21 protein-coding genes are annotated in these 25359 nt (G+C 47.5%); 14 read left to right on the forward strand and 7 right to left on the reverse strand.

Annotated elements, in window-relative coordinates:
* Positions 1-365: 365 nt before the first annotated feature.
* Entirely contained in the window at positions 366-1781 is a 1416-nt protein-coding gene (locus AC1DF0_RS09980; RefSeq protein WP_477573839.1) for an NAD-dependent malic enzyme, read from the reverse strand.
* 89 nt (positions 1782-1870) lie between these two features.
* Positions 1871-2986 (reverse strand): MGDG synthase family glycosyltransferase, encoded by a 1116-nt coding sequence (locus AC1DF0_RS09985; RefSeq protein WP_442051280.1) that lies wholly within the window; start codon positions 2984-2986, stop codon positions 1871-1873.
* Between the two features lie 198 nt (positions 2987-3184).
* Between AC1DF0_RS09985 and kapB the strand changes: the two genes are divergently transcribed.
* The gene (gene kapB, locus AC1DF0_RS09990) at positions 3185-3586 is read left to right on the forward strand and encodes a sporulation phosphorelay system protein KapB (RefSeq protein ID WP_477573840.1); all 402 of its coding nucleotides are present in this window, start codon (positions 3185-3187) and stop codon (positions 3584-3586) included.
* 47 nt (positions 3587-3633) lie between these two features.
* Here kapB and AC1DF0_RS09995 read toward each other — a convergent pair whose 3' ends face one another.
* Complete coding sequence (locus AC1DF0_RS09995; protein WP_477573841.1) at positions 3634-4950, reverse strand: stalk domain-containing protein; 1317 nt, start codon at positions 4948-4950, stop codon at positions 3634-3636.
* A 489-nt stretch (positions 4951-5439) separates the two neighbouring features.
* On the opposite strand from AC1DF0_RS09995, the gene gltB reads away from it, so the two are divergent.
* The 4 genes from gltB (at position 5440) to AC1DF0_RS10015 (ending at position 13207) form a co-directional block, all read left to right on the forward strand.
* Positions 5440-10050, forward strand: a complete 4611-nt coding sequence (gene gltB, locus AC1DF0_RS10000; RefSeq protein WP_477573842.1) for a glutamate synthase large subunit — start codon at positions 5440-5442, stop codon at positions 10048-10050.
* Between the two features lie 235 nt (positions 10051-10285).
* Entirely contained in the window at positions 10286-11752 is a 1467-nt protein-coding gene (locus AC1DF0_RS10005; RefSeq protein ID WP_477573843.1) for an MBOAT family O-acyltransferase, read from the forward strand.
* A 15-nt stretch (positions 11753-11767) separates the two neighbouring features.
* Positions 11768-12856 carry a hypothetical protein gene (locus tag AC1DF0_RS10010; protein WP_477573844.1) on the forward strand — a complete coding sequence of 363 codons (1089 nt, stop codon included), beginning with the start codon at positions 11768-11770 and terminating at the stop codon, positions 12854-12856.
* Positions 12857-13072: 216 nt separating this feature from the next.
* Positions 13073-13207: a hypothetical protein gene (locus tag AC1DF0_RS10015; RefSeq protein ID WP_477573845.1), complete on the forward strand. Its 135-nt coding sequence runs from the start codon at positions 13073-13075 to the stop codon at positions 13205-13207.
* Here the strand turns inward: AC1DF0_RS10015 and AC1DF0_RS10020 are convergent.
* The gene (locus AC1DF0_RS10020; protein ID WP_442051285.1) at positions 13196-13564 is read right to left on the reverse strand and encodes a helix-turn-helix domain-containing protein; all 369 of its coding nucleotides are present in this window, start codon (positions 13562-13564) and stop codon (positions 13196-13198) included. The two genes, AC1DF0_RS10015 and AC1DF0_RS10020, sit on opposite strands and share 12 nt — an antisense overlap.
* A gap of 132 nt (positions 13565-13696) precedes the next feature.
* Here AC1DF0_RS10020 and AC1DF0_RS10025 point away from each other — a divergent pair, with 132 nt between their 5' ends.
* The 6 genes from AC1DF0_RS10025 (at position 13697) to AC1DF0_RS10050 (ending at position 18120) form a co-directional block, all read left to right on the forward strand.
* Positions 13697-14185: a PilZ domain-containing protein gene (locus tag AC1DF0_RS10025; RefSeq protein ID WP_477573846.1), complete on the forward strand. Its 489-nt coding sequence runs from the start codon at positions 13697-13699 to the stop codon at positions 14183-14185.
* On the forward strand, positions 14182-15444 hold the full coding sequence (locus AC1DF0_RS10030; RefSeq protein WP_477573847.1) for a sugar phosphate nucleotidyltransferase: 1263 nt from the start codon (positions 14182-14184) through the stop codon (positions 15442-15444). Before AC1DF0_RS10025 ends, AC1DF0_RS10030 begins: the two co-directional genes overlap by 4 nt.
* A gap of 10 nt (positions 15445-15454) precedes the next feature.
* On the forward strand, positions 15455-15925 hold the full coding sequence (locus tag AC1DF0_RS10035; protein ID WP_477573848.1) for a hypothetical protein: 471 nt from the start codon (positions 15455-15457) through the stop codon (positions 15923-15925).
* A gap of 91 nt (positions 15926-16016) precedes the next feature.
* On the forward strand, positions 16017-16262 hold the full coding sequence (locus AC1DF0_RS10040) for a hypothetical protein (RefSeq protein ID WP_337098211.1): 246 nt from the start codon (positions 16017-16019) through the stop codon (positions 16260-16262).
* Between the two features lie 144 nt (positions 16263-16406).
* Positions 16407-17327: an ABC transporter ATP-binding protein gene (locus tag AC1DF0_RS10045; protein WP_477573849.1), complete on the forward strand. Its 921-nt coding sequence runs from the start codon at positions 16407-16409 to the stop codon at positions 17325-17327.
* Positions 17320-18120, forward strand: coding sequence for an ABC transporter permease (locus tag AC1DF0_RS10050; protein ID WP_477573850.1), 801 nt, complete (start codon positions 17320-17322; stop codon positions 18118-18120). The genes AC1DF0_RS10045 and AC1DF0_RS10050 overlap by 8 nt, the downstream gene beginning before the upstream one ends.
* 101 nt (positions 18121-18221) lie before the next feature.
* Here AC1DF0_RS10050 and AC1DF0_RS10055 read toward each other — a convergent pair whose 3' ends face one another.
* The 3 genes from AC1DF0_RS10055 to AC1DF0_RS10065 form a co-directional block, all read right to left on the reverse strand.
* Entirely contained in the window at positions 18222-18671 is a 450-nt protein-coding gene (locus AC1DF0_RS10055; RefSeq protein WP_477573851.1) for a bactofilin family protein, read from the reverse strand.
* A gap of 5 nt (positions 18672-18676) precedes the next feature.
* Positions 18677-19711, reverse strand: a complete 1035-nt coding sequence (locus AC1DF0_RS10060) for a peptidoglycan DD-metalloendopeptidase family protein (protein WP_477573852.1) — start codon at positions 19709-19711, stop codon at positions 18677-18679.
* A 155-nt stretch (positions 19712-19866) separates the two neighbouring features.
* Positions 19867-22125 carry an O-antigen ligase family protein gene (locus AC1DF0_RS10065; protein ID WP_477573853.1) on the reverse strand — a complete coding sequence of 753 codons (2259 nt, stop codon included), beginning with the start codon at positions 22123-22125 and terminating at the stop codon, positions 19867-19869.
* Between the two features lie 574 nt (positions 22126-22699).
* Between AC1DF0_RS10065 and cysC the strand changes: the two genes are divergently transcribed.
* From cysC to fcl, 3 genes are read left to right on the forward strand one after another with little or no spacing between them, the layout of a single operon-like run.
* Positions 22700-23299 carry an adenylyl-sulfate kinase gene (cysC, locus tag AC1DF0_RS10070; RefSeq protein WP_477573854.1) on the forward strand — a complete coding sequence of 200 codons (600 nt, stop codon included), beginning with the start codon at positions 22700-22702 and terminating at the stop codon, positions 23297-23299.
* Between the two features lie 29 nt (positions 23300-23328).
* Positions 23329-24408, forward strand: coding sequence for a GDP-mannose 4,6-dehydratase (gene gmd / locus AC1DF0_RS10075; RefSeq protein ID WP_477573855.1), 1080 nt, complete (start codon positions 23329-23331; stop codon positions 24406-24408).
* Between the two features lie 21 nt (positions 24409-24429).
* Positions 24430-25356 carry a GDP-L-fucose synthase gene (gene fcl, locus AC1DF0_RS10080; RefSeq protein ID WP_477573856.1) on the forward strand — a complete coding sequence of 309 codons (927 nt, stop codon included), beginning with the start codon at positions 24430-24432 and terminating at the stop codon, positions 25354-25356.
* Positions 25357-25359 lie beyond the last annotated feature (3 nt).

Consider the following 25359-nt stretch of genomic DNA (forward strand, 5'->3'; position numbering starts at 1 on the left):
GGATTTTTGCAGGATAGAACACAAGTAAGAGGCCGAATAGTATTCTATATTGGATAAATGCATTAACTTCGGACTTGAACCACCTGTTAGAAGGTTTTCGAGGGGAAGTTACTGTAAATATCCAGCATATACTTTATTGTATCGGAGCTTCCGATTCCGCCAGTTAAAAGGAACGGCATAAGCCATAAGTCATGCATACAGTTTCATTATAGCACACAAACCTAGGTATAAAGTAAACAGCTGTTCAATACCCGCCATTCGAGGCCGGTGGTCATAGCAATACGGCTTAGAGAGCTTCAGGTTTCATAAAAATAGGAGCTGGACCATGTGGTCTCAGCTCCTAAAGTTATATTCGCTACTTACCGCTATTCTCTCGTCTGCCTGCGTGATACGCCGCTCTGCTGCGCCGCTTGGATGACGCGGCGGCGAACCTCCTCTACGACGCGGCCGTTGAATACGCTTGGCACGATGTACATTTTATTAAGCTCATCGTCGCTTATGACAGAAGCAATCGCTTCAGCCGCCGCAACCTTCATCGCCTCATTAATGACGGTAGCGCGGCTATCGAGCGCGCCGCGGAAGATGCCGGGGAAGCACAATACGTTGTTGATCTGGTTCGGATAATCCGAGCGGCCCGTAGCGAATACAGCTACGATATCTTCCGCAAGCTCAGGACGAATCTCGGGCTCCGGGTTAGCCATGGCGAATACGATCGGCTGCGGCGCCATCGTCTCGATATGCTCTCGCGTAAGAATGCCGCCTGCCGATACGCCAATGAATACGTCGGCGCCTGCGAGCGCCTCCGCCAATCCGCCGCTGCGGCGCTCTTGATTCGTGTTGTCCGCATACCATTGCCACATCGGATTGTCGTAGCTGCGATCGGCCGTCAGGATGCCTTCGCGGTCCACGCCTACGATGTGGTTCGCTCCGCCGGCGAGCAGCATTTTCGTGCAGGCTGTGCCCGCAGCGCCGATGCCGCAAATGACGATCCGTGCTTCGCTAAGGGTTCGCTCCGTAAGCTTTAGAGCGTTCAGCAGGCCGGCATAGAGCACGACGGCCGTGCCGTGCTGATCGTCATGAAATACCGGAATGTCGAGCTCCTCGCGCAGACGCCGCTCGATCTCGAAGCAGCGCGGCGCGGATATGTCCTCGAGGTTAATGCCGCCAAAGCCCGGCGCGAGATGCTTGACCGCCGCAATAATCTGCTCCGTATCCTGCGTGTCCAAGCAGATCGGAAAGGCGTCAACATCCGCGAATTGCTTGAATAGCATCGCCTTGCCTTCCATGACCGGCATTGCCGCATAGGGCCCGATATTCCCGAGGCCAAGCACGGCGCTGCCGTCGGAGACGACTGCTACGGTGTTGCGTTTAATGGTCAGCGTATAAGCTTTGGAAGGTTCTTCATAAATCGCTTGGCATACTCTGGCGACCTCCGGAGTATAAACGCGCGACAAGTCGTCGCGATTCTGAATGGGGGTTTTCGGTTGAATAGCTATTTTGCCGCCTAGATGTAGCAGAAATGTCCGGTCGGAAATATGAACAAGCTTTATACCGGGAAGTGATCCCAGCGCTTCTGTTAGGCGCTCCGCTGCGCCGTGCTCGGCAATCTTCACCGTAAGATCGCGAATGCTCTTATTTTTGTCTGTATGTATGACGTCAATGGCGATAATATCGCCTCTCGCTTGTTCTATGGCTGTAGCCGCACGGCCGAATTGAGCCGCATTGGTATCAATCTCGAGTCTTAAAATAATCGTCTTGCCGTCTGCCATCTGTGACTTCATCCTGCAACAGCTCCCTTCTTCAGTTATACTATGCAATTAACCAAATAGTATTTATGCTAACCAAGTCGCGCCGAAATAAAAAAAAGCCGTTACTGCATTAATTGCAGTACGGCTCTCGGACAGCTCTTCGGATCGTATTGTTGATTGCGCTTCGTTAGCAGGCTGTCACGGAATTGTCCTGACGCGTATGGCTCATGGATCAGCTTGAACCAGCGGTCTACCGTATCGTTGGAATCAAGCATTTCGCCGAAGCCATTGCTTATAAAGTATTCGCAATTCTCTTCTTCCTGGCCTGGAATCGGTTCGTAGAACAGCATCGGAATGCCTTTGCTCATGCCTTCCGTACAGGTCATCCCGCCCGGCTTCGTCACGAGCAGATCGGAGGCGTCCATAAGCTTGTTCACCTCGCGGGTGAATCCCATGATGCGGACGTTCGGATGCTGGAACAGCGGGTCCGCCTGCATTTTTTCCTTCATCTTCTCATTAGATCCGACGCAAAAAATAAGCTGGGTCGTTTCACGCCATTTGGTCATATATTCAAGCGCGTTATCCTCGTACATAATGCCCCAGCCGCCGCCCATAATGAGCACGGTAGGCATCGCCTTCAAGTCGAATTGCTTTCGAACTTCCGCCTTCTCATATGTATGCCAAAAGTTAGGGTGAACGGGAATGCCCGTAACTTCTACTTGGTCTATGGATATGCCTTTATCAACCAACAGCTGCTTTACTTGCTGTGTAGATACAAGGTATTTGTTTACTTCCTGATTAACCCAAGAGCCGTGCGCGTCGTAATCGGTAATGACCGTAAGCAGCTTTATGTCGAGTCCGAGCCGCTTGAGGCGAGCGACTACCGAGTTGGGAACGGGATGGGTACATACGATAACGTCTGGCTTAAGCTGGGATATGACTTGGGAAGTCTGGGTATAAAACACACGATGAAGAGCGAGCTGCGTTAATCGATTCAGTGACTTCTTATAACCGCTGCGATACATAAGGCCGACCATCTTAGGCTGCTTGCTGACGGTTTTCCGATAGGCGGAGACAATCAAAGGGCCAATCACTGGATTCAAAAATTTGCCAAGCTCAATGACGCGTGTCTGAACATCCGGGCTGAGCTGCTTTAACCCGGTTGCAAGCGCGTATGCTGCTTGCGTATGGCCGGAGCCGAAGCCTTCTGAGAGCAGCAGCACTCTTTTCTTACGCATACATGTCACCTTCTTTTCTATTTCCATATTACGATGCAAGCGCTGTTAACACAAGTTTTATCCGGTCAGGCTTGCTAATATTATGGACAATAAACTATCCTTAATGGCATACGCAAGCAAGGTCAAGCTGACTAATCGGCCTAATAGGCGAATGCTTACGAAGTGTGTTTGCTCCGCAAACACTTAAGGAGGAGTATAATGATGGAATCGATAAATCGTAATGAGCCAGGCTTCAAGATTGGAGATGTTGTACGCGCAGAAGTACGCACGGGTCAATATGCCTGCGAGTTGATGGAGCTGAACGGTCCGCGCGCGCTTGTGAAGGTGCTGGCGGTATTGAAGCATCCGGAGCAGGGAGATCTGCATAACCCGTACAATCCCGACGTGCCGATGTTTCACGAGCGCCGCGCGCTTAGTTATACAGAGAAAACCAATGTATTGCTTCGAGACCTGAATAAATATAACGGCCAAGTCCCCGATTACAAGCAATCATTGCTTGCTGCGGCTGAAGCCGAGATCGCGGGTCTTGACCGTTTGCAGCGCTGGGCCGCCAAAGGCTTGGAGCAATTGCTACAATTGAAGCAGGATTATGAGAAGTAGGAATGATAGCATCATTACGTCGTTCTACAGTATATCGTAAAAAACAGCTACATATTTATAAAGATTGTTTTAAGTAAATCGCGATAGACAACTTGGAAGCCAAGTCCTTCAGTCAATGCGGCTAGCGGTACATAAGTTTTGCCGGTGCCGTTATTCTTGTAGATAAATGCGGGATCGGCGTTAAGCTTAATCGACTTGCCGTTCACCTTGATCGACGTTGCGCCGATCTGAATGTCGACCGTTCGATCCGCAAGCTTGATCGTCGCGATCTGCCCCTTGGCGTTCCAGTCGAGCTTAGCGCCGAAGCCGTCGATAATATCTCGCAGGGCAACGTAGGTGCGTCCTTTAATGAGCAGAGGCGGATTCGATGTCGAGAGCTCCGTGCCTTTGACAATGATCGATAGCGGTACACCGGCTGCTCTAGGCTTCACTGTTCGATAATCGCCCCAGATCGTGCTGGTGAATGCTTTGCCGATAACGGAGTAGCCAAGACGGTTCGGGTGAATGTCGCCTTTGGCAATTGCGGTAAGTCCGAGCTCATTGCCTGCAAAGCCGTCCGCTATGCCTGCGATCTTGATTTGCATGCCTTCCTTGGCTAGAAGCTCGGCCGTGCCGGCCAATATGTCCTTAATTTGCTTAACGCCTTCTAGAAGAACCTGACGTATATCTTCATCGAATGAATAGATTGTTGTATTGCCGATCTTGTACGGTGTCGGTACAGGCAAGTATTGATCGGATATTACGATTTGCGCATTCGGATTTAGCTTGTGGACGAGTCGGAGCGTTGCAAGCAGATCGGCTTTATAGTTGTCCAGTACGATCTTCAGCTCGGCAGATACCGCGTCTTTCCCTTCTTTCCGAACGACGGTCAGAAAGTCGTTGCCACCGATCGTCATAATGACAAGGTCGGCCTGCGTCAGCGAATCGCGAAGCTGCTTCGTACCTGCGAAGAGCTGGTCTGCTCTTGGATCGGGCAAGCCTTCTTGCATGTCGTTTGCCTTGACGCTGACTTCTCCGCCGGCAGCAGCTTCAAGCCATTTCTTGAGTCCGTTAGTTTTGAGTCCGATGACGCCGTAATTGGCGACTTCACTGCGTAAGCCATGAAATAATGCTTGCTCGTATACGTGCTCGACAAATCCGTACGGGACTGACTTTTCTGTGAATCCGAGCTCATATCCCGCCGTTAATGAGTCTCCTACCGCAACGATTTTATACTCGTTAACCGAGGAGGACGAGCTGCCTTCCGCCGCTTGTGCGGGTACTGCCGTTCCCGGTAAAGAAGCAGCAATAATGACGGCCAACATCACTGCTGCGAGCAGAGCCAGCTTCATATTGCGCGAATGATTCCTTAATTTGCTATACAAAAAATCCACGTCCTTTTGCTAATATGATATGGAGAAGCTTGTCCGCGAAAGCAGGCAACTCCCCCTGGTGGTAAACAACTCTTATCACAATCATAAAAATATTAAATTGATTCCGTTTTGGCCTGATGTTAAAATAATATAATAATCGCGTAATGGCGGTATACGGCCCGGGATATGGTCAACATTAAACGGAGGCGCCAGGATGAGAGTCGCAAAGCCGTTTAACAAGGATGGCAAGGAGCAAGCCGATGCGCTTCGCTGACTACCATTCTATGATAAAACAAGCCAAAAATGAAGCCAACCGCGTCTTCATTCGAGCTTTTTTTTCAAAATATAAGAAAGTATAAATAATTTTATACTTTGCTTATATTTCATCCGCGAAACGTTTGCTTGCGCCACCAAAGGACAGTGAAGCCGTTTACGCTTGTCTTCCTCAGTGAAAAACGAACATGCTTACCCAAAAATCTTCTGATAGAGAGGTTGCGCACAATGAAAGAACGTATTTTGGGATTGCCGCCTAAGCAGGGTCTTTATGATCCGCAATTTGAGAAAGACGCCTGCGGCATGGGCTTTGTGGCCAACATCAAGGGGAAAAAATCGCATAAAATCATTCGCCAAGCGCTGACGCTGCTCGAGAACATGGAGCATCGCGGCGGACAAGGCAGCGAGCCTAACACAGGTGACGGAGCAGGTATTCTGCTTCAAATCCCGCATGCTTTCTTCTCGAATGAGATGAAGAAGCAAGAGATTGAACTGCCTGAAGAAGGACAATACGCGGTAGGCATGATCTTCATGCCTCAGAACGAAGCTGCGCGCAATGCGATTGAGCGCGAGCTGGAATCGATCGTAGCGGAGGAAGGCCAACCGCTTATCGGATGGCGTACCGTTCCTACGAACGACTCGAAGCTTGGCGTATCGGCACTGGCTGTTAAGCCTTACGTTCGCCAAATCTTCATCGGCAAGAGCGAGGAGCTTCAAGGTAAGGAAGTTCTTGCATTCGAACGCAAGCTTTATGTCATCCGCAAACGCGCGGAGCTTGCTATTCGTTTTGCCGGCAAAGAAGGCGGGAATATGTTCTACTTCTCCAGCCTTTCCTCCAGAAAAATCGTATACAAAGGAATGCTTACGACGGAGCAGGTTCGTTCGTTCTATACGGAGCTGGGCGATGAGTCGGTTGTTACGGCAATGGCACTTGTTCACTCCCGTTTCAGCACGAACACGTTCCCAAGCTGGGAGCGTGCGCATCCATTCCATTATTTAATTCATAACGGCGAGATCAACACGCTGCGCGGCAACGTCAACTGGATGCATGCGCGCCAGACGCTGTTCGCTACCGAATTGTTCGGTGACGATCTCGAGAAGATCAAGCCGATCATTAACCCGGACGGCTCCGATACAGCGATGTTCGATAACACGCTTGAATTCCTGCATCTGTCGGGCCGCTCGCTTCCGCACGTTGCGATGATGATGGTTCCAGAGCCTTGGTCCAACCATGAAAGCATGAGCGACGATCGCAAAGCGTTCTATGAATACCACAGCACCCTTATGGAGCCGTGGGACGGACCTGCAGCTATGGGCTTCACGGACGGCGTCCAAATCGGCGCTGTGCTAGACCGTAACGGTCTTCGTCCAGCTCGTTACTATGTAACGAAAGATGATCATATTATTCTAGGTTCCGAGGCGGGAACGGTTGAAATTCCGGCTGAGGATATTTTATACAAAGACCGTCTGCGTCCAGGACGCATGCTGCTTGTCGACACGAAGGAAGGCCGCATCATTTCCGATGAGGAAGTGAAGGCTCAGATCGCTGCCGAGCATCCATACCGCGACTGGCTCGACGAGCATCTCGTTGATTTGGAAGATCTGCCAGAGGCACCGGAATTGCCGGAGCCGGATCACGCAACGGTGCAAACGCGCCAGCAAGCGTTCGGTTACACATTCGAGGACGTGCGCAAAGTGCTTGAGCCGATGGCAGGAAGCGGCATGGAGCCAATCGCCTCGATGGGCTACGACGCTCCGCTAGCGGTGTTGTCGGAACGTCCGCAGCGTCTGTACAACTACTTTAAGCAATTGTTCGCGCAAGTAACGAACCCGCCGATCGACGCGATTCGCGAAGAGATCATTACGGCAACAGGTACGACAATCGGACCTGAGCGCAACTTGCTTAACCCAGAGCCTGAGAGCTGCCGTCACATTAAGCTGGATACGCCGATTCTGTCCAATGAACAGTTCGCGAAGCTCCGCCATGTGCGCCGCCCTGGCTTCAAGTCGATCACGCTTCCGATCTTCTTCCCTGCAAGCGAAGGCGAAGCTGGCCTGCGCGCAGCGCTTAAACAAATGTGCGAAGCGGCTGACCGCGTTATCGACAAAGGTCATAATATGCTTATTCTATCCGACCGCGGCGTAGATAAAGAAAATGCAGCTATTCCGGCACTGCTTGCCGTATCGGCGCTGCATCACCACTTGATCCGCCAAGGTACACGTACGAAGGTTGCTCTATTGCTTGAATCCGGCGAGCCGCGCGAAGTTCATCACTTCGCCTTGCTGCTTGGCTACGGCGTAAGCGCAGTTAACCCGTACCTGGCATTCGAAACGCTTGACGATATGATCCGCCAAGGCATGCTGCGCGGCGTATCGCATGAGAAAGCCGTTAAGAACTTCATTAAAGCAGCGACTAAGGGCGTTGTAAAAATATTGTCCAAAATGGGTATTTCGACGATTCAATCGTACCGCGGCGCTCAAATCTTCGAAGCGCTCGGCTTGAAGGAAGAAGTCATCAACGAATACTTCACGACGACTCCGTCCCGTATCGGCGGCATCGGTCTCGATGTCATTGCCGAAGAGACGCTGAAGCATCATAACCGTGCTTACGCCGAACAAGAAGGCGCTGAGAGAGAGCTTGATTCCGGCGGCGACTATCAATGGCGTAAGGATGGAGAAGACCACTTGTTCAGCCCGCAGACGATCCACACGCTGCAGATGGCATCGCGTGCGAACGACTACAAGCTGTACAAGAAGTTCTCCGCGCTTATTCAAGGCGAAGACAAGAAACATCTGACGCTTCGTTCGCTGCTTCAATTCAAGGGCGGCCGCCAAGCGGTTGCGCTGGATGAGGTTGAATCGGTTGAATCGATCGTGAAACGTTTCAAGACGGGCGCGATGTCGTTCGGCTCGATCAGCAAGGAAGCGCATGAAAGCCTCGCAATCGCGATGAACCGTCTCGGCGGCAAGTCGAATACGGGCGAGGGCGGCGAAGATCCGGCGCGCTTCATTCCGGACGCGAACGGCGATTCCCGCCGCAGCGCGATCAAGCAAGTCGCATCGGGACGTTTCGGCGTGACGAGCAACTACTTGGTCAATGCCGATGAGATTCAAATCAAGATGGCCCAAGGCGCTAAGCCGGGTGAAGGCGGACAATTGCCAGGCCTTAAAGTATATCCATGGGTTGCCGAGGTTCGCGGCTCTACGCCGGGCGTAGGTCTGATCTCGCCTCCTCCGCATCACGATATTTATTCGATCGAGGATTTGGCTGAGCTGATCCACGATCTGAAGAACGCTAACCCGCGCGCTCGCATTAACGTGAAGCTCGTATCCGAGGTTGGCGTAGGCACAATCGCAGCCGGCGTTGCCAAAGGCCGCGCAGACGTTATTATGGTCAGCGGCTATGACGGCGGTACAGGCGCATCGCCAATGGGTTCGATCCGCCACGCGGGTCTGCCTTGGGAGCTTGGTCTTGCGGAGACGCATCAGACGCTTATGCTCAACAACTTGCGCGACCGCGTAACGGTTGAGACAGACGGCAAAATGATGACGGGCCGCGACGTAGCAATCGCTGTATTGCTCGGCGCTGAAGAATACGGCTTCTCGACGGCTCCGCTTATCGTTCTCGGATGCGTCATGATGCGCGTATGTCAGCTTGATACTTGCCCAGTCGGCGTAGCGACGCAAAATCCTGAGCTTCGCAAGAAGTTCATGGGCGATCCTAGCCATGTGGTTAACTACTTGCGCTTCATCGCGGAAGAGCTTCGCGAGATTATGGCTGAGCTTGGCTTCCGCACCATCCAAGAGATGGTTGGACGCGTTGAGCTATTGGAAACCAAACAATTGCTTGAGCACTACAAAGCGAAAGGCATCGATCTCTCCGGCTTGTTGTATCAGTCCGAAGTTTCGAAAGATGCTGCTCGCCACTGTGTACAAGAGCAGAACCACGGACTTGAGCTGTCGCTTGATATGCAGAAGCTGGTGCCTGGCGCACAAGCGGCTCTGGAGAGCGGCGAACGCGTAAGCGGAACGTTCCCGATTCTGAACACGAATCGCGTAGTCGGAACGATTCTGGGCAGCGAGGTAACTCGCCGCTACGGCGCGAAAGGCTTGCCTGAAGATACGATCTCGTACCACTTCGTAGGAACAGCCGGCCAAAGCTTCGGCGCATTCTTGCCGAAGGGCATTACGCTATCGATCGAAGGCGACTCCAATGACTACGTCGGCAAAGGTCTTTCCGGCGGCAAGGTCATCGTCGCTCCATCGCCGAAGGCGTCCTTCGTTGCCGAAGAGAACGTTATTATCGGCAACACGGCATTGTACGGCGGTACGGACGGTCAGGCGTATATCCGCGGTATCGCGGGCGAACGCTTCGCGGTTCGTAACTCCGGTGTCAGCGTCGTCGTTGAAGGCGTTGGCGACCACGGCTGTGAGTATATGACAGGCGGACGTGTTGTCATTCTAGGCGCAACGGGCCGTAACTTCGCGGCAGGCATGTCGGGCGGCGTCGCTTATGTATATGATGCAACCGGCGACTTCTACAAGCACTGCAACATCGAGATGGTGCTGCTCGAGCGCGTAGAAGAGGAAGTTGACATTGCTGAGCTTCGCGGCATGATCGAGAAGCATGTCCAGTACACGGATAGTGCTATCGGTGCACGCGTTCTAGGCGACTGGGACGGATCGCTTGCTAAGTTCGTGAAGGTCATTCCGAAGGACTACAAACGTATGTTGGAACAGATCCGCAAGGCCGAAGATACGGGCTTGCAGGGTGAAGCGGCATTGCTTGCTGCATTCGAAGCGAATAAGAAAGAGCTCGCTCGTTCAGGCGGCAAATAAATCGTATTGACAAAGGGACTGCGCCAAAGAAGCTGATAAAGCTTTTTTGGCGGCAGTCCCTTTTTTTCTACGACAGGTGGGCCTATGAATAACGAAATTTCGAAAGAATTAATCGGAAGTTTTTTTATTTGAAAAATAATAATCAATTAATGTAGTTCATTGTGATAAGATTACATTATATTCATTGAATCTAAATACAATCAAATTAATATTTTTTTATATAGGACGTGTATTTATGCTGTTCAATTCGCATTTATTTATTTTTATTTTCTTGCCTATTGTATTTGCGGGTTACTTCTTCCTCACTTCAACTGCCCCCGCTTATGTTTCAAGAACATGGCTCGCAGCAAGTTCTCTTTTTTTCTATGGTTTTTGGAATCCAAGTTATTTACTTCTTGTCCTTATATCTATCACAATCAATTTTTTGTTAGGTCGGTATCTTATCCTTCATAAGAGCAAATTACTCTTAAGTGCAGGTATTATGTTTAATTTAATTTTACTAGGATACTTTAAATACACTGACTTCTTTATATCTAATTTGAACCTTATATTATCAAAGGACATACCGTTATTTCATTTCGTGTTTCCTTTAGCTATTAGTTTCTTTACGTTTCAACAAATATCATATTTGGTGGATTGCCAAAAGGGAAAGGTCTCCAACTACAATTTTATTAATTACACATTATTCATTACTTTTTTCCCTCATCTGATTGCAGGCCCTATTGTTCACCACAAAGTAATGATGCCTCAATTTCAAAGTGCTCAGAATTTAAAAATCAACTTTCAGCATATCGCACTGGGAATATTCATTTTTTCCATAGGCTTATTTAAAAAAGTAATCCTTGCCGATCATTTATCGACTACCGTCATTGACGGTATGAATTATTTGAATTCGATTACATTTTTTGATGCTTGGACAGTCATTCTTTCCTACGCTTTTCAATTGTATTTCGATTTTAGCGGATATTCTGATATGGCTATAGGATTGGCGTTATTATTTAACATTAAGTTGCCAATTAACTTTAACTCTCCATATAAAGCTACTAATTTTCAGGAATTGGCTTCACGGTGGCATATTACACTAACCCGTTTCTTATATGAATACGTTTATAATCCTATGAACCGTTGGTTAACCAAACGTTTTTTTCTAAATATTAAAATAGGGACGCGTGCTAAAACCTTAATAAATGTAATGCTGCTTTTTCTTCTCAGTGGCGTTTGGCATGGAGCTGGATGGAATTTTGCGATATGGGGTTTTCTGGTCGGACTAGGCATTTGTGTATATCGATTGTGGAAAGCATTAAGCATAAAGCTTCCCCTCATTTTAGCTTGGGGGCTTACTTTTATTTATTTTAATTTCACGCTCGTCTTCTTTAAAATCAGTGAACTAGATCAAGCCTTAATGCTCATCGAAGCTATGCTTGGATTAAATGGCTTTATATTACCTGATCAGTTATCGCAGATATTATACCCACTTGAAATATTGGGGGTTCATTTTGAAAGTACGCCATTAAAAGACAAATTCCGTGCATTAGGTCTGATCGTTATAGCCTTCCTTATTGTATTAGGATTCAAAAACACTTCGGAAAAGATGACTACTTTTAAGCCTAATATCATATACACCTTTTTTATTGTTATCATTTTTGTTTATTCCGTATTGCATCTTACAAATGCAACCGAATTTTTATATTTCAAATTTTAAATATCGGGTGAACCCATGACAACTTATAAAAAGTGGACATTAATTACGCTCTCCTTAACTTTAATTGCACTTTCTGCAATAGCATCCGTTAATTATGTGGTCGATCCCTATGGAATCTATCATTACTCAGGGAAAAGCTTTAACTATAACAAAATCATTGAGAGCGACCCATACTTAATAAAAACTTTTCAGAGCAAAAAAGTTCAGCCCGAGACCATTGTTCTAGGAACATCTAGAGCTATGCGCATACATCCGCCTGCAATCAAACGAATAACCGGCAACCGTGCATATAATTTAGGACTCTCCGCCGCTACTCCTTATATAAACTACAAATACTTGGAGTATGCCATAAAGGTCGATAAAAATTTAAACACCGTATTTCTTGGGTTAGATTTTGAGGTATTCAATTCTAATTTTTCAAACCACGCCAATTATGTTGAGCGCAGATTATCTTCTCCTCTGTACATGCAGGATCTATTGGCGACTTTACTTTCTGATAAAGCTTTAATAGACAGTGGAAAGGTAGTAATCGATAACCTCAATCATACGACTAGATTCACTGAGCATAGGTTTATAGGCGATGGCAGTTTTGACGAAACTTTTGTATTCCCACCAAATTTTAATCAAGCTACATTGCAAGTTATTCCTACTGCATTTCAAATATCATCCGACAGTATGAACTACATGAAAAAAATTAAAGAACTATGTGACCAGTATCATCTCAAATTATATATATATATCAGCCCCGTTCATGCAATTCTTCTAGAGACATATTGGCAAAACGACATATGGGACAGTTTTGAAGAATGGAAACGCCAGTTGGTTAATATAGCCCCTATCTGGGACTTCTCGGGCTATCATGAAATATCAATGAGTTCTTTGAACGAGTCAGAAAACTATAATGATCTTTCCCATTTCTCCAATAAAATAGGTGATCTCATTCTCTATAGAATGCTGGCTGAAGAAACAAATAAAGTACCCGCATATTTTGGCGTTCGAATTACGCCAGACAATATAGAAGAGCATCTTAATAAACTGCGCTCGGATCGAGAACAATGGCCAGAGCGGAATGAAAATATGTTTAATCTTTTAGATCACTACTAAATGGTGTTGGTTACCGTGTAGCCCAATTACCTATTTGTAAGATCGTAAATTGAGCCGTCGTAGTTTTTTTCTGCAATTATTATTTTTCGACAAAATGCCACCAAAATAGAAAAAAGCCGCAACCATTATCCGACAGTCTCCATCTATGGACTGGTTTATAATGGATATATTGCAGCATTAAAGGTCTATTAATAGATGTGGGAGACGATTGTGGCAGTGAGTGACCTAATGAATCAATCCGATGAAGAAATGAACGCAGCATCTGCTAAAGTGCTGCTAGAGGTTTCGTTGATACTAGCGGAAATGGGCATTCAAGACGAGATCTGGGCCGAGAAGCATCTAGAAGGCTGAACGTCTCTCTCTGAGGTAGGCAATGAAATGTTTCGTCTCATCTAGCGTGAGCATTCTGCCATCCAAAGTGAGACTGTATTTGCTTAACAACTGCTCGTCCGTCAGTTCAAGTCGATCGACGAAGCTGCGAATCTCTTCGGTTAGAACCTGCTTAGGAATTAACGTCCGTCCAACCAGATAATCGATTGTGACCTCATATAAGTCCGCGAATTTGGCCAACAATTCGTTGCTGACTTCCCTCCGATTTTTCTCATAATGTGATAATGAGGCGCGAGAGATACCGAGCTTAGCTGCGGTCAATTCCTGTGTCCAGTCCCGTACAATTCTCAATTGAGCGATTCGGTCGCCGATATTCATTTCTTTTCCCCCCGAAATGTCTGAATGATCCGCTGTCTGCTACTTATAATACTAATACGTAATCGCACGATTTGCATGCTTTTCTATTGAAAATGACGAAAAAAACATTTCATAGAATAGGAGGAATGCTTTATGTCGCTGCATGACAAAGACAATTCCAGGGCACATATCCGTTTGCGTTTTCAAGAAGGTGTAGAAGCAGAGCTTCGTCTGATGGACAAGCGCGGACAGCTGCTGTCGCGCGGAGTAAGCACGGTTGTTCTCATGAACTTAAGTCATGAAGGATTGTGTTTCTCAAGCAAGGTTCAGCTTCCGGTTCAAGAGAATTACATGGTCGATATTCGCATGACGATTAATCAAATTCCAATTGTGCTGCGCGGGACGATTCAGTGGAACAAGAAGGTCCAGGAGACATATCTTCACGGCATGTCCTTCCAGTCTTCTGGTCTGTTGCGCTCTCTGCTTGTCAGAGTCATGAATCAAGAGCTGCTTGCCCAACAGCCTCAGCAGTTCAAGATTCATCAATCCTATCAACGGGTCGTTCATCAGAATCATTGGAGACGGGTTCTCAGTCAACCCATACTTGGACAACCTGCGCAGGCAGGGGGACGAGGCTATTGAAAATTATATTGTTGTCAGGAGGCTCGGGCAAGCGTTTGTGGCCCTTGTCCAGCAACACGAGGGCGAAGCAATATTTGTCCGTATTGGAGGCGCCTAATGGGGATCTCGAGTCTATGGTGCAGCGGTTATGGCGTCAGCTTGGCGACGCCGGACTTCAGGAGCATACGAGATTTGCGACAAGCATAGAGCAGATGGAGCTTCTGAAACGGCAGACAGGCCAGAGGACGCCGCTTATTATAGAGCCGGAGCAACGCGGGACTTTTCCCGCCATTGCGCTGGCTGCTTCGTATCTTTACTCGATCGCAGGTGTCTCGCTCGCCGAGACCGTCATAATTATGCCGGTTGATGCATATGTTGAAAGTGATTTTTTCGAATGGGTCCAGGAGCTTCCGGATCGGCTTCGCGAAAGCGGCTCGCAGCTTATGTTAATCGGGATGGCGCCGAAGTCTGGAGATGAGCAACAGCCGCCACTGGGCGGCGGAATATACGCTTTCTCACTCGATTATATGATCTCGAAGCTAATCGCGCTGAGTCTTCCTATCCATTACGACGAGCTGTATAAGCAATATTCGAAGCTGTCTAAATCTAGCATCGAGACTGCGTTATTGGAATGCGAGACATCCCGTTCGGTCGTCTACTACAACGGCGTATGGAAAAATCTTCGCTCATGGCGGACGATATCGGAGGAAATCGCGTTTCCATTGAAGGAGCAGGAGAAGATCGAGCGTTCTCATGACCAGTCACAGCTTATTAATCATCTCGATATTCCCATTCAAATTATCGGCCTCAGCAACCTGCTTGTAGCGGCGAGCCCCGATGGCATCTTAATTGCCGATCGATTGCATAGCAATCAGATCAGTGAAATGCTGCTGGCGATGAATGCAAAACCTAACTATGAGGAAAAGCATTGGGGGCATACGATCATTGTCGATAAGGCGCGTCTAGCGTCAGGAGGGCAGGTCGTCTCCAAGCGAGTTTTCATCGCGGCAGGAGAGAATATGAGCTATCATCTTCATTTTAATAGAAGCGAAACGTGGACGATTTTGTCAGGCGAAGGAGTAGCTATTATTGATGAAGAGCTGAGACCGGTCTCAGCGGGCAACGCCGTAACGATACCCGGACGTACCCGTCATAGCCTGCGTGCTATTACCGATCTGGAACTGCTTGAGGTGCAGAGCGGGGCTGAACTGGCCGAAGATGATGTCATTAACTTAGGCATCAAATGGGATGAGATTATAAGTCAATCGAACTTGGTGTAGGAGCAGATTTATGAAAGCTGTAGAGAAGCGTATGGGGCTGCCTGCAATAATAGCGTCTATCGTTGAACGTCAAGGCGAAATCGATGTTACTTGCTATGGGGATGCCATGTTTCCACTGCTGCGCGAGGGCAATATATCAACGTTCTCAAGAGCAAATGAGAAGGACCTTCGACCTGGCGATGTATGCTTATACGCAAGCGTGGATGGGGAGCTGCTCATCGAACGAATCGTTAATGTGGAGAAAGCGTTGAATGCAACACGGTATACTTTTCGAGGTGATACCAGCAGGCTGAGGAGTGCTCCGATCGACTTTACGAGTATTATTGGCCGGTTAAAGGCTGTACATCGTGATGGCAGAATAGTCTACGTTTATGGATGGCAAGCGAGATTGCTGGAAGCGGCGGCACTGCAGCTGCCCCTATGGCCCAAACTGGCGAGATTTGCTGCAAAAAGACGATATCGAAGAAGAGAGGTAATCTGATCGTAAATTTTACGCAAAAAAGATACATATTGTAGCATGAGGTGGAGGATTGACCCATTATACATATAGACGAGAGGGAGCGATCTAGCCAATGAACCGAATTGATCAGCGTTATTATTGCGTAACATGCGGAGAACTGGTCCCAAGTCCGAAGACTAATGTACAATTCCGAACCGGGTTTTACAGAGTCGTGCATCCGATGTGCTTCTGCACGGCATGCAGTCTGAAAGAAGAGAAGACGGCCAATACGATAAACGCGAAATTCGATCATTATGACTACAAAGTGTTCCTTCGAGCAGATGCCAAGGTTGCCGAGCATTCCGAGCATATCTACTAAGGCGGACGACATTGAAGGCCTTCAATCTACGGAAATTTGTAGATGAAGGCTTTTTTCATTGTACCAATCATTAACTTCCATTTGTTTCCTATATCATTTATAATGATTAGATTGATTAATTGCAGTACAAAGGAGTGTAATTGAGTGGAGCAGCCAGTAGTCCGATTGCAAAATGTAACGAAGCGAATTGGCGGCCGTACGATCATCGACCGCTTAACCTTGGAATTGCCGCTTGGGGAAGTATTTGGTTTTCTTGGTCCTAACGGCGCGGGCAAGACGACAACCATCCGTATGATGGTTGGATTGATTTCCATAACAGAAGGTGAAATATGGATTGAAGGCCATAGCATCGCGAATGAATACGAGAAAGCGATTAAGCATGTAGGCGCAATCGTAGAAAATCCGGAAATGTACAAATATTTATCCGGTTATCAGAATCTGATGCACTTCGCTCGCATGTTCCCAGGCGTCACGGAAGCAAGAGTGAAGGAGGTCGTTCGGCTCGTCGGGCTGGAGGGGCGGATTCATGACAAGGTGAAGACGTACTCGCTTGGCATGAGGCAACGACTTGGCGTAGCGCAGGCCATTCTACATAAACCGAGGCTGCTTATTCTCGATGAGCCTACTAACGGTCTCGATCCGGCCGGTATTCGCGAGCTGCGCGATTATTTGCGCGAGCTGTCCAAGGTCGAAGGGATTGCGGTGTTCGTATCGAGCCACTTGCTTGCAGAGATGGAACTGATGTGCGACCGTGTAGCTATTATCCAGAACGGTAAACTAATCGACGTCCGAGTGCTGCAGGGCAGCAAGCCGTCATCAGATAGCGTGCGTACGCTTATTGAGGTCGATCAAGTAGAAGCGGCGATTGAAGCCCTTGCGGCTGCTGAGTTCGTTGCTCAAGCTGAGGGCATCGGTGCGATCGCAGTAGAAGTTGATCGCGAGCAGACGGCTGCTATTAATGCGCATTTAGTCTCGGCAGGCATTAAAGTATTCGGTATCCGCGCACAGATCAAATCGCTGGAAGATCAATTCTTGGAAGTGACAGGAGGCGAGCGAATTGGGTGATTTTATGCAGCTTGTACGAAACGAAAATATTAAAATCTATTTCCGACCGCGGACCTATATCATGGCGGGCTTACTGATTGGCGCAGTAATACTGATCTCGGTCATGTGGCTCATTCTAGATGGCCGGGAAACTACGATGTGGACGGTTGCTTACTGGGAGTCATTTATTTTATTTCTGCTCGTGACTATCTTCTCTGTGGTCATTGCGGCAGTAAGCGTAGCGGAGGAGTTTACTTCAGGAACGATCAAGCTGCTCCTCATTCGACCATGGTCGAGATCAAAAATATTGCTGTCCAAATATATTTCAGTGGTATTGTTCGCTGCTCTGTTGACCGTAATGCTGTTCGGAAGTGTATGGCTGGTGAATTGGCTGTGCTTCGGACTGTTTCCATCCGATACCGCTAACGCGATTCAGGAGCAATTGCCCGGACAAGAGAACATGTCATCGTTGCAGTTCCTCTTCCAGTTCTATGTGATGAAGTTTGTTGCGCTGGTCGTTATGATTACGCTGGCATTCATGCTGTCTACGATATTCCGCAGCAGCGCCCTTGCGATTGGTCTTGCCCTGTTCCTATTGCTAGCCATGGATATCATTAATTCCCTGTTCTCACTGCTGAATTACAAGTGGATCGACTATTTGCTGTTCACTCATCTGGATCTTACGAGATACATCGGGCAAACGACGGATGGCGACATGACACTTGGATTCTCGCTGGGAATACTCGGTATTTATTACGCGCTGTTTATTGCACTCACCTGGTACATATTTAACAAGCGGGATGTAGCCGGTTAATTCAACAAGCCGTTTCAGCAATTCAGGCTCTTAGTAGAGGAGAGTGTGCTGGAACGGCTTGTTTTTATTTTTGGAAAAAGTAAGTATAAGACCTCGCCCTATTAACCGGCTTGCCTCGATTTCTCCTTGCCTTCTCTGCCGCCTTGTTCCTTGCTATTAGCGGCATGATGACTGTCTGAGTCGGAAGCGCCTTTGCCCTTGGCTTCCTTAGGCACTTCCATCTGGCAGCTGCCATTAATGATGCCGCCGTCTTGGACAATGAGTATGTTCGCGTACAGATTGCCGTTCACTTGGCCGGATGCCGTAATAATAAGCCGACCTTTCGTCGTAATATCGCCAATGACTTTCCCGGCAACGGTAACGTCTTGAGCTGTAATGTTCGAGCGCGCTACGCCGCATTCGCCAATGATGACATTGCCTTTGCATTCAATGTCGCCGCGATATTCCCCCTCGATGCGGAGGCTTGCCTCGCATACCATTTTACCTTCGGTTAGGGTGCCCTGACCGATTAGCGTGTCGGTTGCGATGACCCGTTTGTTCTCCTTGAACATAAGCTTCAATTCTCCTTTACGAGAGCGAGATATTTCAGTGGGTTCACCGGTTCGCTCTGCTGTAAGATTTGAAAATGCAAATGCGGGCCCGTGCTTCTGCCACTCGAGCCGAGCAGGCCGATTTTCTCGCCGCGAACGACGAGATCGCCTTCCTTTGCTTCAATCTGTTTCAAGTGCATATAAGTAGTTTTTAAGCCGCCCAAATGCTCGATGACAATATATTTGCCAAATACGCCGTCGATGCCCGTCTCCGTCACGGTTCCTTCGGCCGCGCTGAATACAGGGTCTCCGAGTTTCCCTGTTATATCGATGCCGGCATGAAAGGCGGTCTTCCCGCTAAAAGGGTCTTTGCGATAACCAAAGCCTGATGTTAGTTGCCTGGAACGTGTCGGCCAGCCGGAGGGATAGCCGTCGACCGTCTCTCTTCTCGCTTGCGCATGCCTCAGCGTCTGCTCCATCGATATTTCCATGGAATCGACCATACCGCTAAGCGCCTGTAGATCAAGGCCTGTATACTGAGCAAGCGAAGCAAGCTGACGGGCATTGCCTCCCATGAGAGCGGAAGAATAAGAGGTCCGGGAAAGATTCGTTGAACTTGGGCTGCTAGTTCCTCCGGACAGCGTGCTTACTTCTTTCTCAACCCCATTAGCCTCGCCGCTAGATGGAGCGATTCCGCTGCCGTATTTCTCGATGAACTGCTTAAGCTTATTTTCCAGCTCTTGAAGCTCAATCAGCTTTTGTTTCATTTCTTGCGCTTGGCGCGACAGTTGGAGCAATTCCTGCTGCAATGAGACGATCGCCTCGTCCTTTCCGGAGACGGTTTGTGTGAACTGTGCAGTCTGATTAGACAATTGCTCCTCCAGACCGTCGATTTCATCGGTCGCTTGCACCTGGAGACTTGCAATCCAGCCTGAAACCGCGAGTACGGCGACAGTCGGTATCACGACGACCGACCGCTTCGATACGTGAAACTGTTTAACGGTTTTGTCAGCGCCGCGCATCACCACAAAAGACCATTTGGGATTCCGCGCTCGTTTCAATTGGCTTCTCCTTCCTGCCAGAATAGATTTGGGCGTACTATTGCTATTTATTCTTGGAAGCCTCGAAACATACCATTAAAATTATGGCTGTAGGAGGAAGAAAGACCGCAGAGACGCATCAGGATGCGCTTCTGCGGTCTTTCTATAAAGGTAAGTTAATTGCTTGCTAGAAGTGTCTGAAGCGCTTCTTGGGCCGGCTCAGACAAGCTGAAGGAGCGTCCTTGCTGCTGTTCAGGTGGCAGATCGGCAAGCTGTGCCGTTCTTCGTTCGACTTCCTGCGCGATTTCGCTCAGGCGGGATTTGTATTGGTCCGCAGAATCGCTGTCTTGTTTGGCATCTGCATCCTTTATACCCTCTCCATAAGCGAGAATTGCCTTGTCGTAGAACTGAATATCCCAAGGAAACTTGGTAATGCCTTCCTCCAACAATTCAATCGAAGTAGACAGCTGATTGTTAAGCTGGTAGAGGTCTAACTGCATTGCAATAATGCTGCGATTATTGCGATCATGCTTCTTCGCCTCTTCCAAGATGAACAACGCACCAGCTAGCACTTCCCCGTCCTTACTATTGTCATAGGCTTGCTTAAGCCAGTTCGCCTTGGTCAGACTGAACGTCGTTTGGTTCGGCGATCGTTTGATTGCTTTGTCGAGCGACGGCAGCACATCGCCAAGCGTTGCGCCTTTCTGTGATGCTTGGCGAATCGTCTTGTTATACAGCTGATTGGCGCTATTGTTGGAAATGGTTATAACAAGCAGAACGATAGCTGATAAGCCGATGATTGCCGGATAGATGAAACGGCTCCAGCTTGCAAGCTTTATCTTTTGCAAACGCTCGATAGGGAGCTTGCTGCCGAAAGGGGCGACCATACAGCCTAGCGACAGGAACACGATACTGCTTATAAATACAAAGCTCATGTCAAAGTCTAGAGCGCTATGCATGAGAAGCGCAAGAGAGAAGATGAAGAAGATAAGATGACTTCCTCTACGCTCAGGATGACGGATATAGGAGCGAATATAGAACCAGTAGGCTCCGCCAATTAACAGGACAAGCGATGCTAGACCGAGCCAACCGGTCTCAACGAGCACCTGTACGAAGAAGCTATGGGCTTGTCTGCTCCAATACGGGTTGTTCTGGTATTGCTCGAATAGCGATTGCCAAGCTCCGCCTCCTCCGCCAAGCAACGGGTAGTCTTCAGCTAAGCGCAAGCCATCCTTATAGAAGGTGAAGCGTTCCTGCACACTATGCTGCTGGAAGTTGATGCTCTCGAAACGCACGGCAATCTTATCCGGAAGCATCCCTCGTACGGCGCTGCTTCCTAACAGTGCGCCAGCCGCAATTGCGCCTAAAACGATTATCGCAGCGGGAACGGCAAGGAAAGACCATTTGAACGATGCAATCTTCGTTGTTTTGGCTTCAATCCAGTCTGACGCTTTGGCTTCAACGAGCAATATAATGCCGGCAACGACAGCTGATGCAGCAATTAGCAGCGCCCAGCTTTGCAACGGCAACGAGCTGAACAACGAGATCGTATCTACTGGCTTGTCTGCAGTTGGCTGAACAAGCTTAGCAATCGCATCGGCTTTCGTCGTTATCGGTCCAAGTACGGCCATTGCAGCTAGAACGGATAGAATCATGTATACGATGTATGTAATCTGACGAGAGAAACGAAGGAACGGAAGAACTGCGAGCACCATAACCGGAATGATGACGATAGCGCCGCGCGAGTAGGTCAGCATGAACGAAATCCATATCGGAACGAGCATAAGCGAATGAGCCAGTCTTGCCTGCCATCTTGTGCAGTGTGATGCATAATAGAGGGCGGCTAGAAATACGGCGACAAGGAAACTTGCATATGTATTCGAGTATTGGAAGACAGCTGTGAGTCTGTATCCATCATGGGCAAGCCATAATGCATCGCGATAATACGTTTGACCGAACAAATTGAACAAACCGAACAGTACAATGATATAAGAGGAAAGCATTAGCGCATATTCGATCAGCTTGCGCGTCTGCACGGTTTCCGCAAAGTAGAGTCCTGCGATAAACAAAGCAGCAAGCAGTACAAATATGAAGGTCATGAATGAAGCGTAATAGCTGGAAACCGCCTGGAATGATGCTAACCAGTAGATGAAAGGGAGCAGAAGAGCAGCGATCGAGAGCATTCCCCGGTAATCGTCCAGCTTCCAGTGTTTAAGCAAATAAACGGCCGTTAACAGCAATAACACTAGTCCGAAGAATACCGCCTTGTAGATCGACGACTCGAAGTTGAAGGAATAGCCGTTGAATAAAGCCTTGTTATAGGGCGAGATTAGTAGAAATAAGGCGATACCGATGGCACCAATCCAGCTCCATATTGAAATATTTGTCGCAATAAGCGGTCTTGTGCCGCTCGTTGTGCTCTTTCTTGCGCTCATTTAATCAAAACTCCTTATCCGTGTATGTGATCTAGCAATTTTCGACAATTGTTTCCTCTATGTATATTATCAAATTGGATAATAGATTACTATAAGAGCAGGTTGGTGTTTTGTATGATGTTTACAAAAATGTTTGATATGTGTTTGTCGAAAAAAAGCGAGCTTCGTCTCGATTCTACAAAATATTCAAGTTTGGTAGGAGATTTAGGTATAATACAGATGGAAAGTTTGATAAGATAAAACAAGATGATCGAAGGCAATCGTCGGTATGTCATTTGCTGTGTCATTATCAGCGGACTAAAATGAAGCGTTGATTAGTGCTTAGGAACAGAAGCTCACTCTAAGTCTAGTTAGATTCAAGGTAGCCATATTGTTATGGAGTTCCTTATCTATCTAATATATTATTATTTTTTATTTATACATAAACTTCTCCCTGATTACCCGAATATAGCTGCAATATGAATTTGGGAATGAGGTCAGCAGTGCCGGTTTTATATCTTATGTTGTATTCGATATCCGGCGTTACCAAATATATTAGTGATGTTATTATTATCAGATGTATGAAGGAGAGAACATGGAAAACGCAAAAAATGTTGTACCTCAAGGTTACCATGTTACTAAAGAAATGAGACAACAAAGCAATAAGCATGGTAGTTTTGTGATCTGGTTGACGGGTCTTTCAGGCTCAGGTAAATCGACAATCGCGAACGCGCTAGATCATTTTTTTTATAACAACGGTTATCATTCTTATATTCTGGATGGCGACAACGTACGTCGGGGGCTAAATAAGAATCTTGGGTTTAGTCCGGAAGACCGAAAAGAGAACATTCGCCGTGTAGGAGAAGTTTCGAAGCTGTTTGTAGAAGCAGGATCCATCGTGACGGCGGCATTTATCTCCCCCTACATTCAAGATCGACAAGAGGTCCGAAGCTTGTTCGAGCAAGGGGAGTTTATTGAAGTATATGTAAAATGTTCTCTTGAGCAATGTGAGCAACGGGATCCCAAGGGGCTCTACAAAAAAGCTAGAAAGGGTGAAATACCGGATTTTACAGGCATTACCTCACCTTATGAGATATCTACCTCTCCTGAAATCACCATTGAAACGGATCAGTTAACCGTCGAGGAAAGCGTGGATAGAATCATTAAATATATCAAGGCTAATCAGTTAATATAGATTACAGAAATATGGAGGACAGTTAAAAGATGAAAAGAGCACTAATCACGGGGATCACAGGACAAGATGGATCCTATTTAGCGGAGTTGTTGGTAGAAAAGGGATATGAAGTGCATGGTGTGATCAGAAGAAGTTCTTCCTTTAATACAAATAGAATCGAGCATTTATACATTGATGAACTAATCGAAGATATGCACAAGCATAGAAAAGTATATCTTCATTATGGCGATATGACAGATTCGACCAATATTATATCTCTCATACAAAAAGTTCAACCGGATGAGATTTATAACTTAGCTGCTCAGTCACATGTTAAGGTTTCGTTCGAGACGCCAGAGTACACGGCCAATGCTGATGCCATAGGTACATTGCGAATACTTGAGGCGGTAAGGATTCTGGGCATGACGGAAAAAACTCGGATCTATCAAGCTTCAACTTCGGAACTATATGGGTTGGTGCAAGAAGTGCCACAAAGAGAGACGACTCCATTTTACCCAAGAAGCCCATATGGCGTCGCTAAGTTATATGGTTTCTGGATTGTTAAAAATTATAGGGAATCATACAATATGTTTGCTGTCAACGGCATTCTGTTTAATCATGAATCTCCAAGAAGAGGCGAAACCTTCGTTACGAGAAAAATAACGCTGGCAGTAGCCAGAATTGCGCAAGGTAAACAAAGGAAACTCTACTTGGGGAATCTGAATGCACTTCGAGATTGGGGGCATGCCAGAGATTATGTGGAGTGCATGTGGTTGATGCTGCAGCACGAACAGCCGGAGGACTTTGTCATTGGCACAGGCGAGATGCACAGCGTTAGGGAATTCTGTGATCTTGCTTTCAAGGAGGCAGGGATTGAGCTGGAATGGAGCGGCTCAGGGGTTAATGAGAAGGGAATTGACCGCAGAACGGGTAATGTGCTCGTCGAAGTAGACCCGCAATACTTCCGTCCGGCCGAAGTTGAACAACTGCTTGGAGACCCTACGAAAGCCAAAACGGTGCTTGGCTGGAATCCTACCCAGACAAGCTTTGAATCGCTTGTTAGGGAGATGGTTCAAGAGGACATGAGGTATGTAGAGAAGGAAGAGCGAATTCGCAAAGCGTTCGATTAATTAATAAGGAGGGAATGAACGGTGGAAAAGAATAGCAGGGTCTATGTTGCCGGTCATAGAGGGATGGTCGGATCAGCAATCGTTAGAAGGCTGGAGGATGAGGGTTACAGTAACATCATTACCAGAACATCCTCTGAGCTGGATTTAACACGACAGACGGAAGTGGAGAAGTTCTTCACGGAGGAAAAACCGGAATATGTATTCCTTGCAGCAGCAAAGGTCGGTGGAATTCATGCCAATAATACATATCCAGCTGAGTTCATGTACAATAACTTAATGATAGAGTCGAATGTAATCCATTCCTCCTATGAACATGGCGTTAATAAATTGTTGTTTCTCGGAAGTTCCTGCATTTATCCCAAAATGGCAGATCAGCCAATCAAGGAGCAATATTTGCTCGGTGGATACCTCGAACCGACTAACGAAGCCTATGCAATCGCCAAGATTGCAGGTTTAAAGATGTGTGAGTTCTATAATCGCCAGTACGGCACCAACTATATTAGCGCAATGCCTACTAATTTATTTGGACCGAATGACAATTATGACTTGCAGAACTCTCACGTTCTGCCGGCGTTGATTCGTAAGTTCCATGAAGCCAAACTGAATGATATTCAGGAAGTTGTAATCTGGGGAAGCGGTACTCCGAGACGAGAGTTCTTATATGTCGATGATCTAGCTGATGCGAGCCTATACCTGATGAGAGAATATAACGGGAACGAGACAGTGAATGTCGGCACAGGCAAGGATATTTCAATCTTAGAATTAGCTCATCTAATTGCTGAGATTGTAGGCTTTAATGGGAGGATTACAAAAGATCCTACAAAGCCGGATGGCACTCCACGAAAATTATTGGATGTCTCAAAACTACATTCGCTAGGATGGCAGGCGAATACAAAGTTGAGCGATGGAATTCAATCCACTTACAACAGCTATCTGCATAATTTGTAATGA

The sequence above is a fragment of the Paenibacillus sp. 05T425 genome (genome assembly GCF_056396205.1).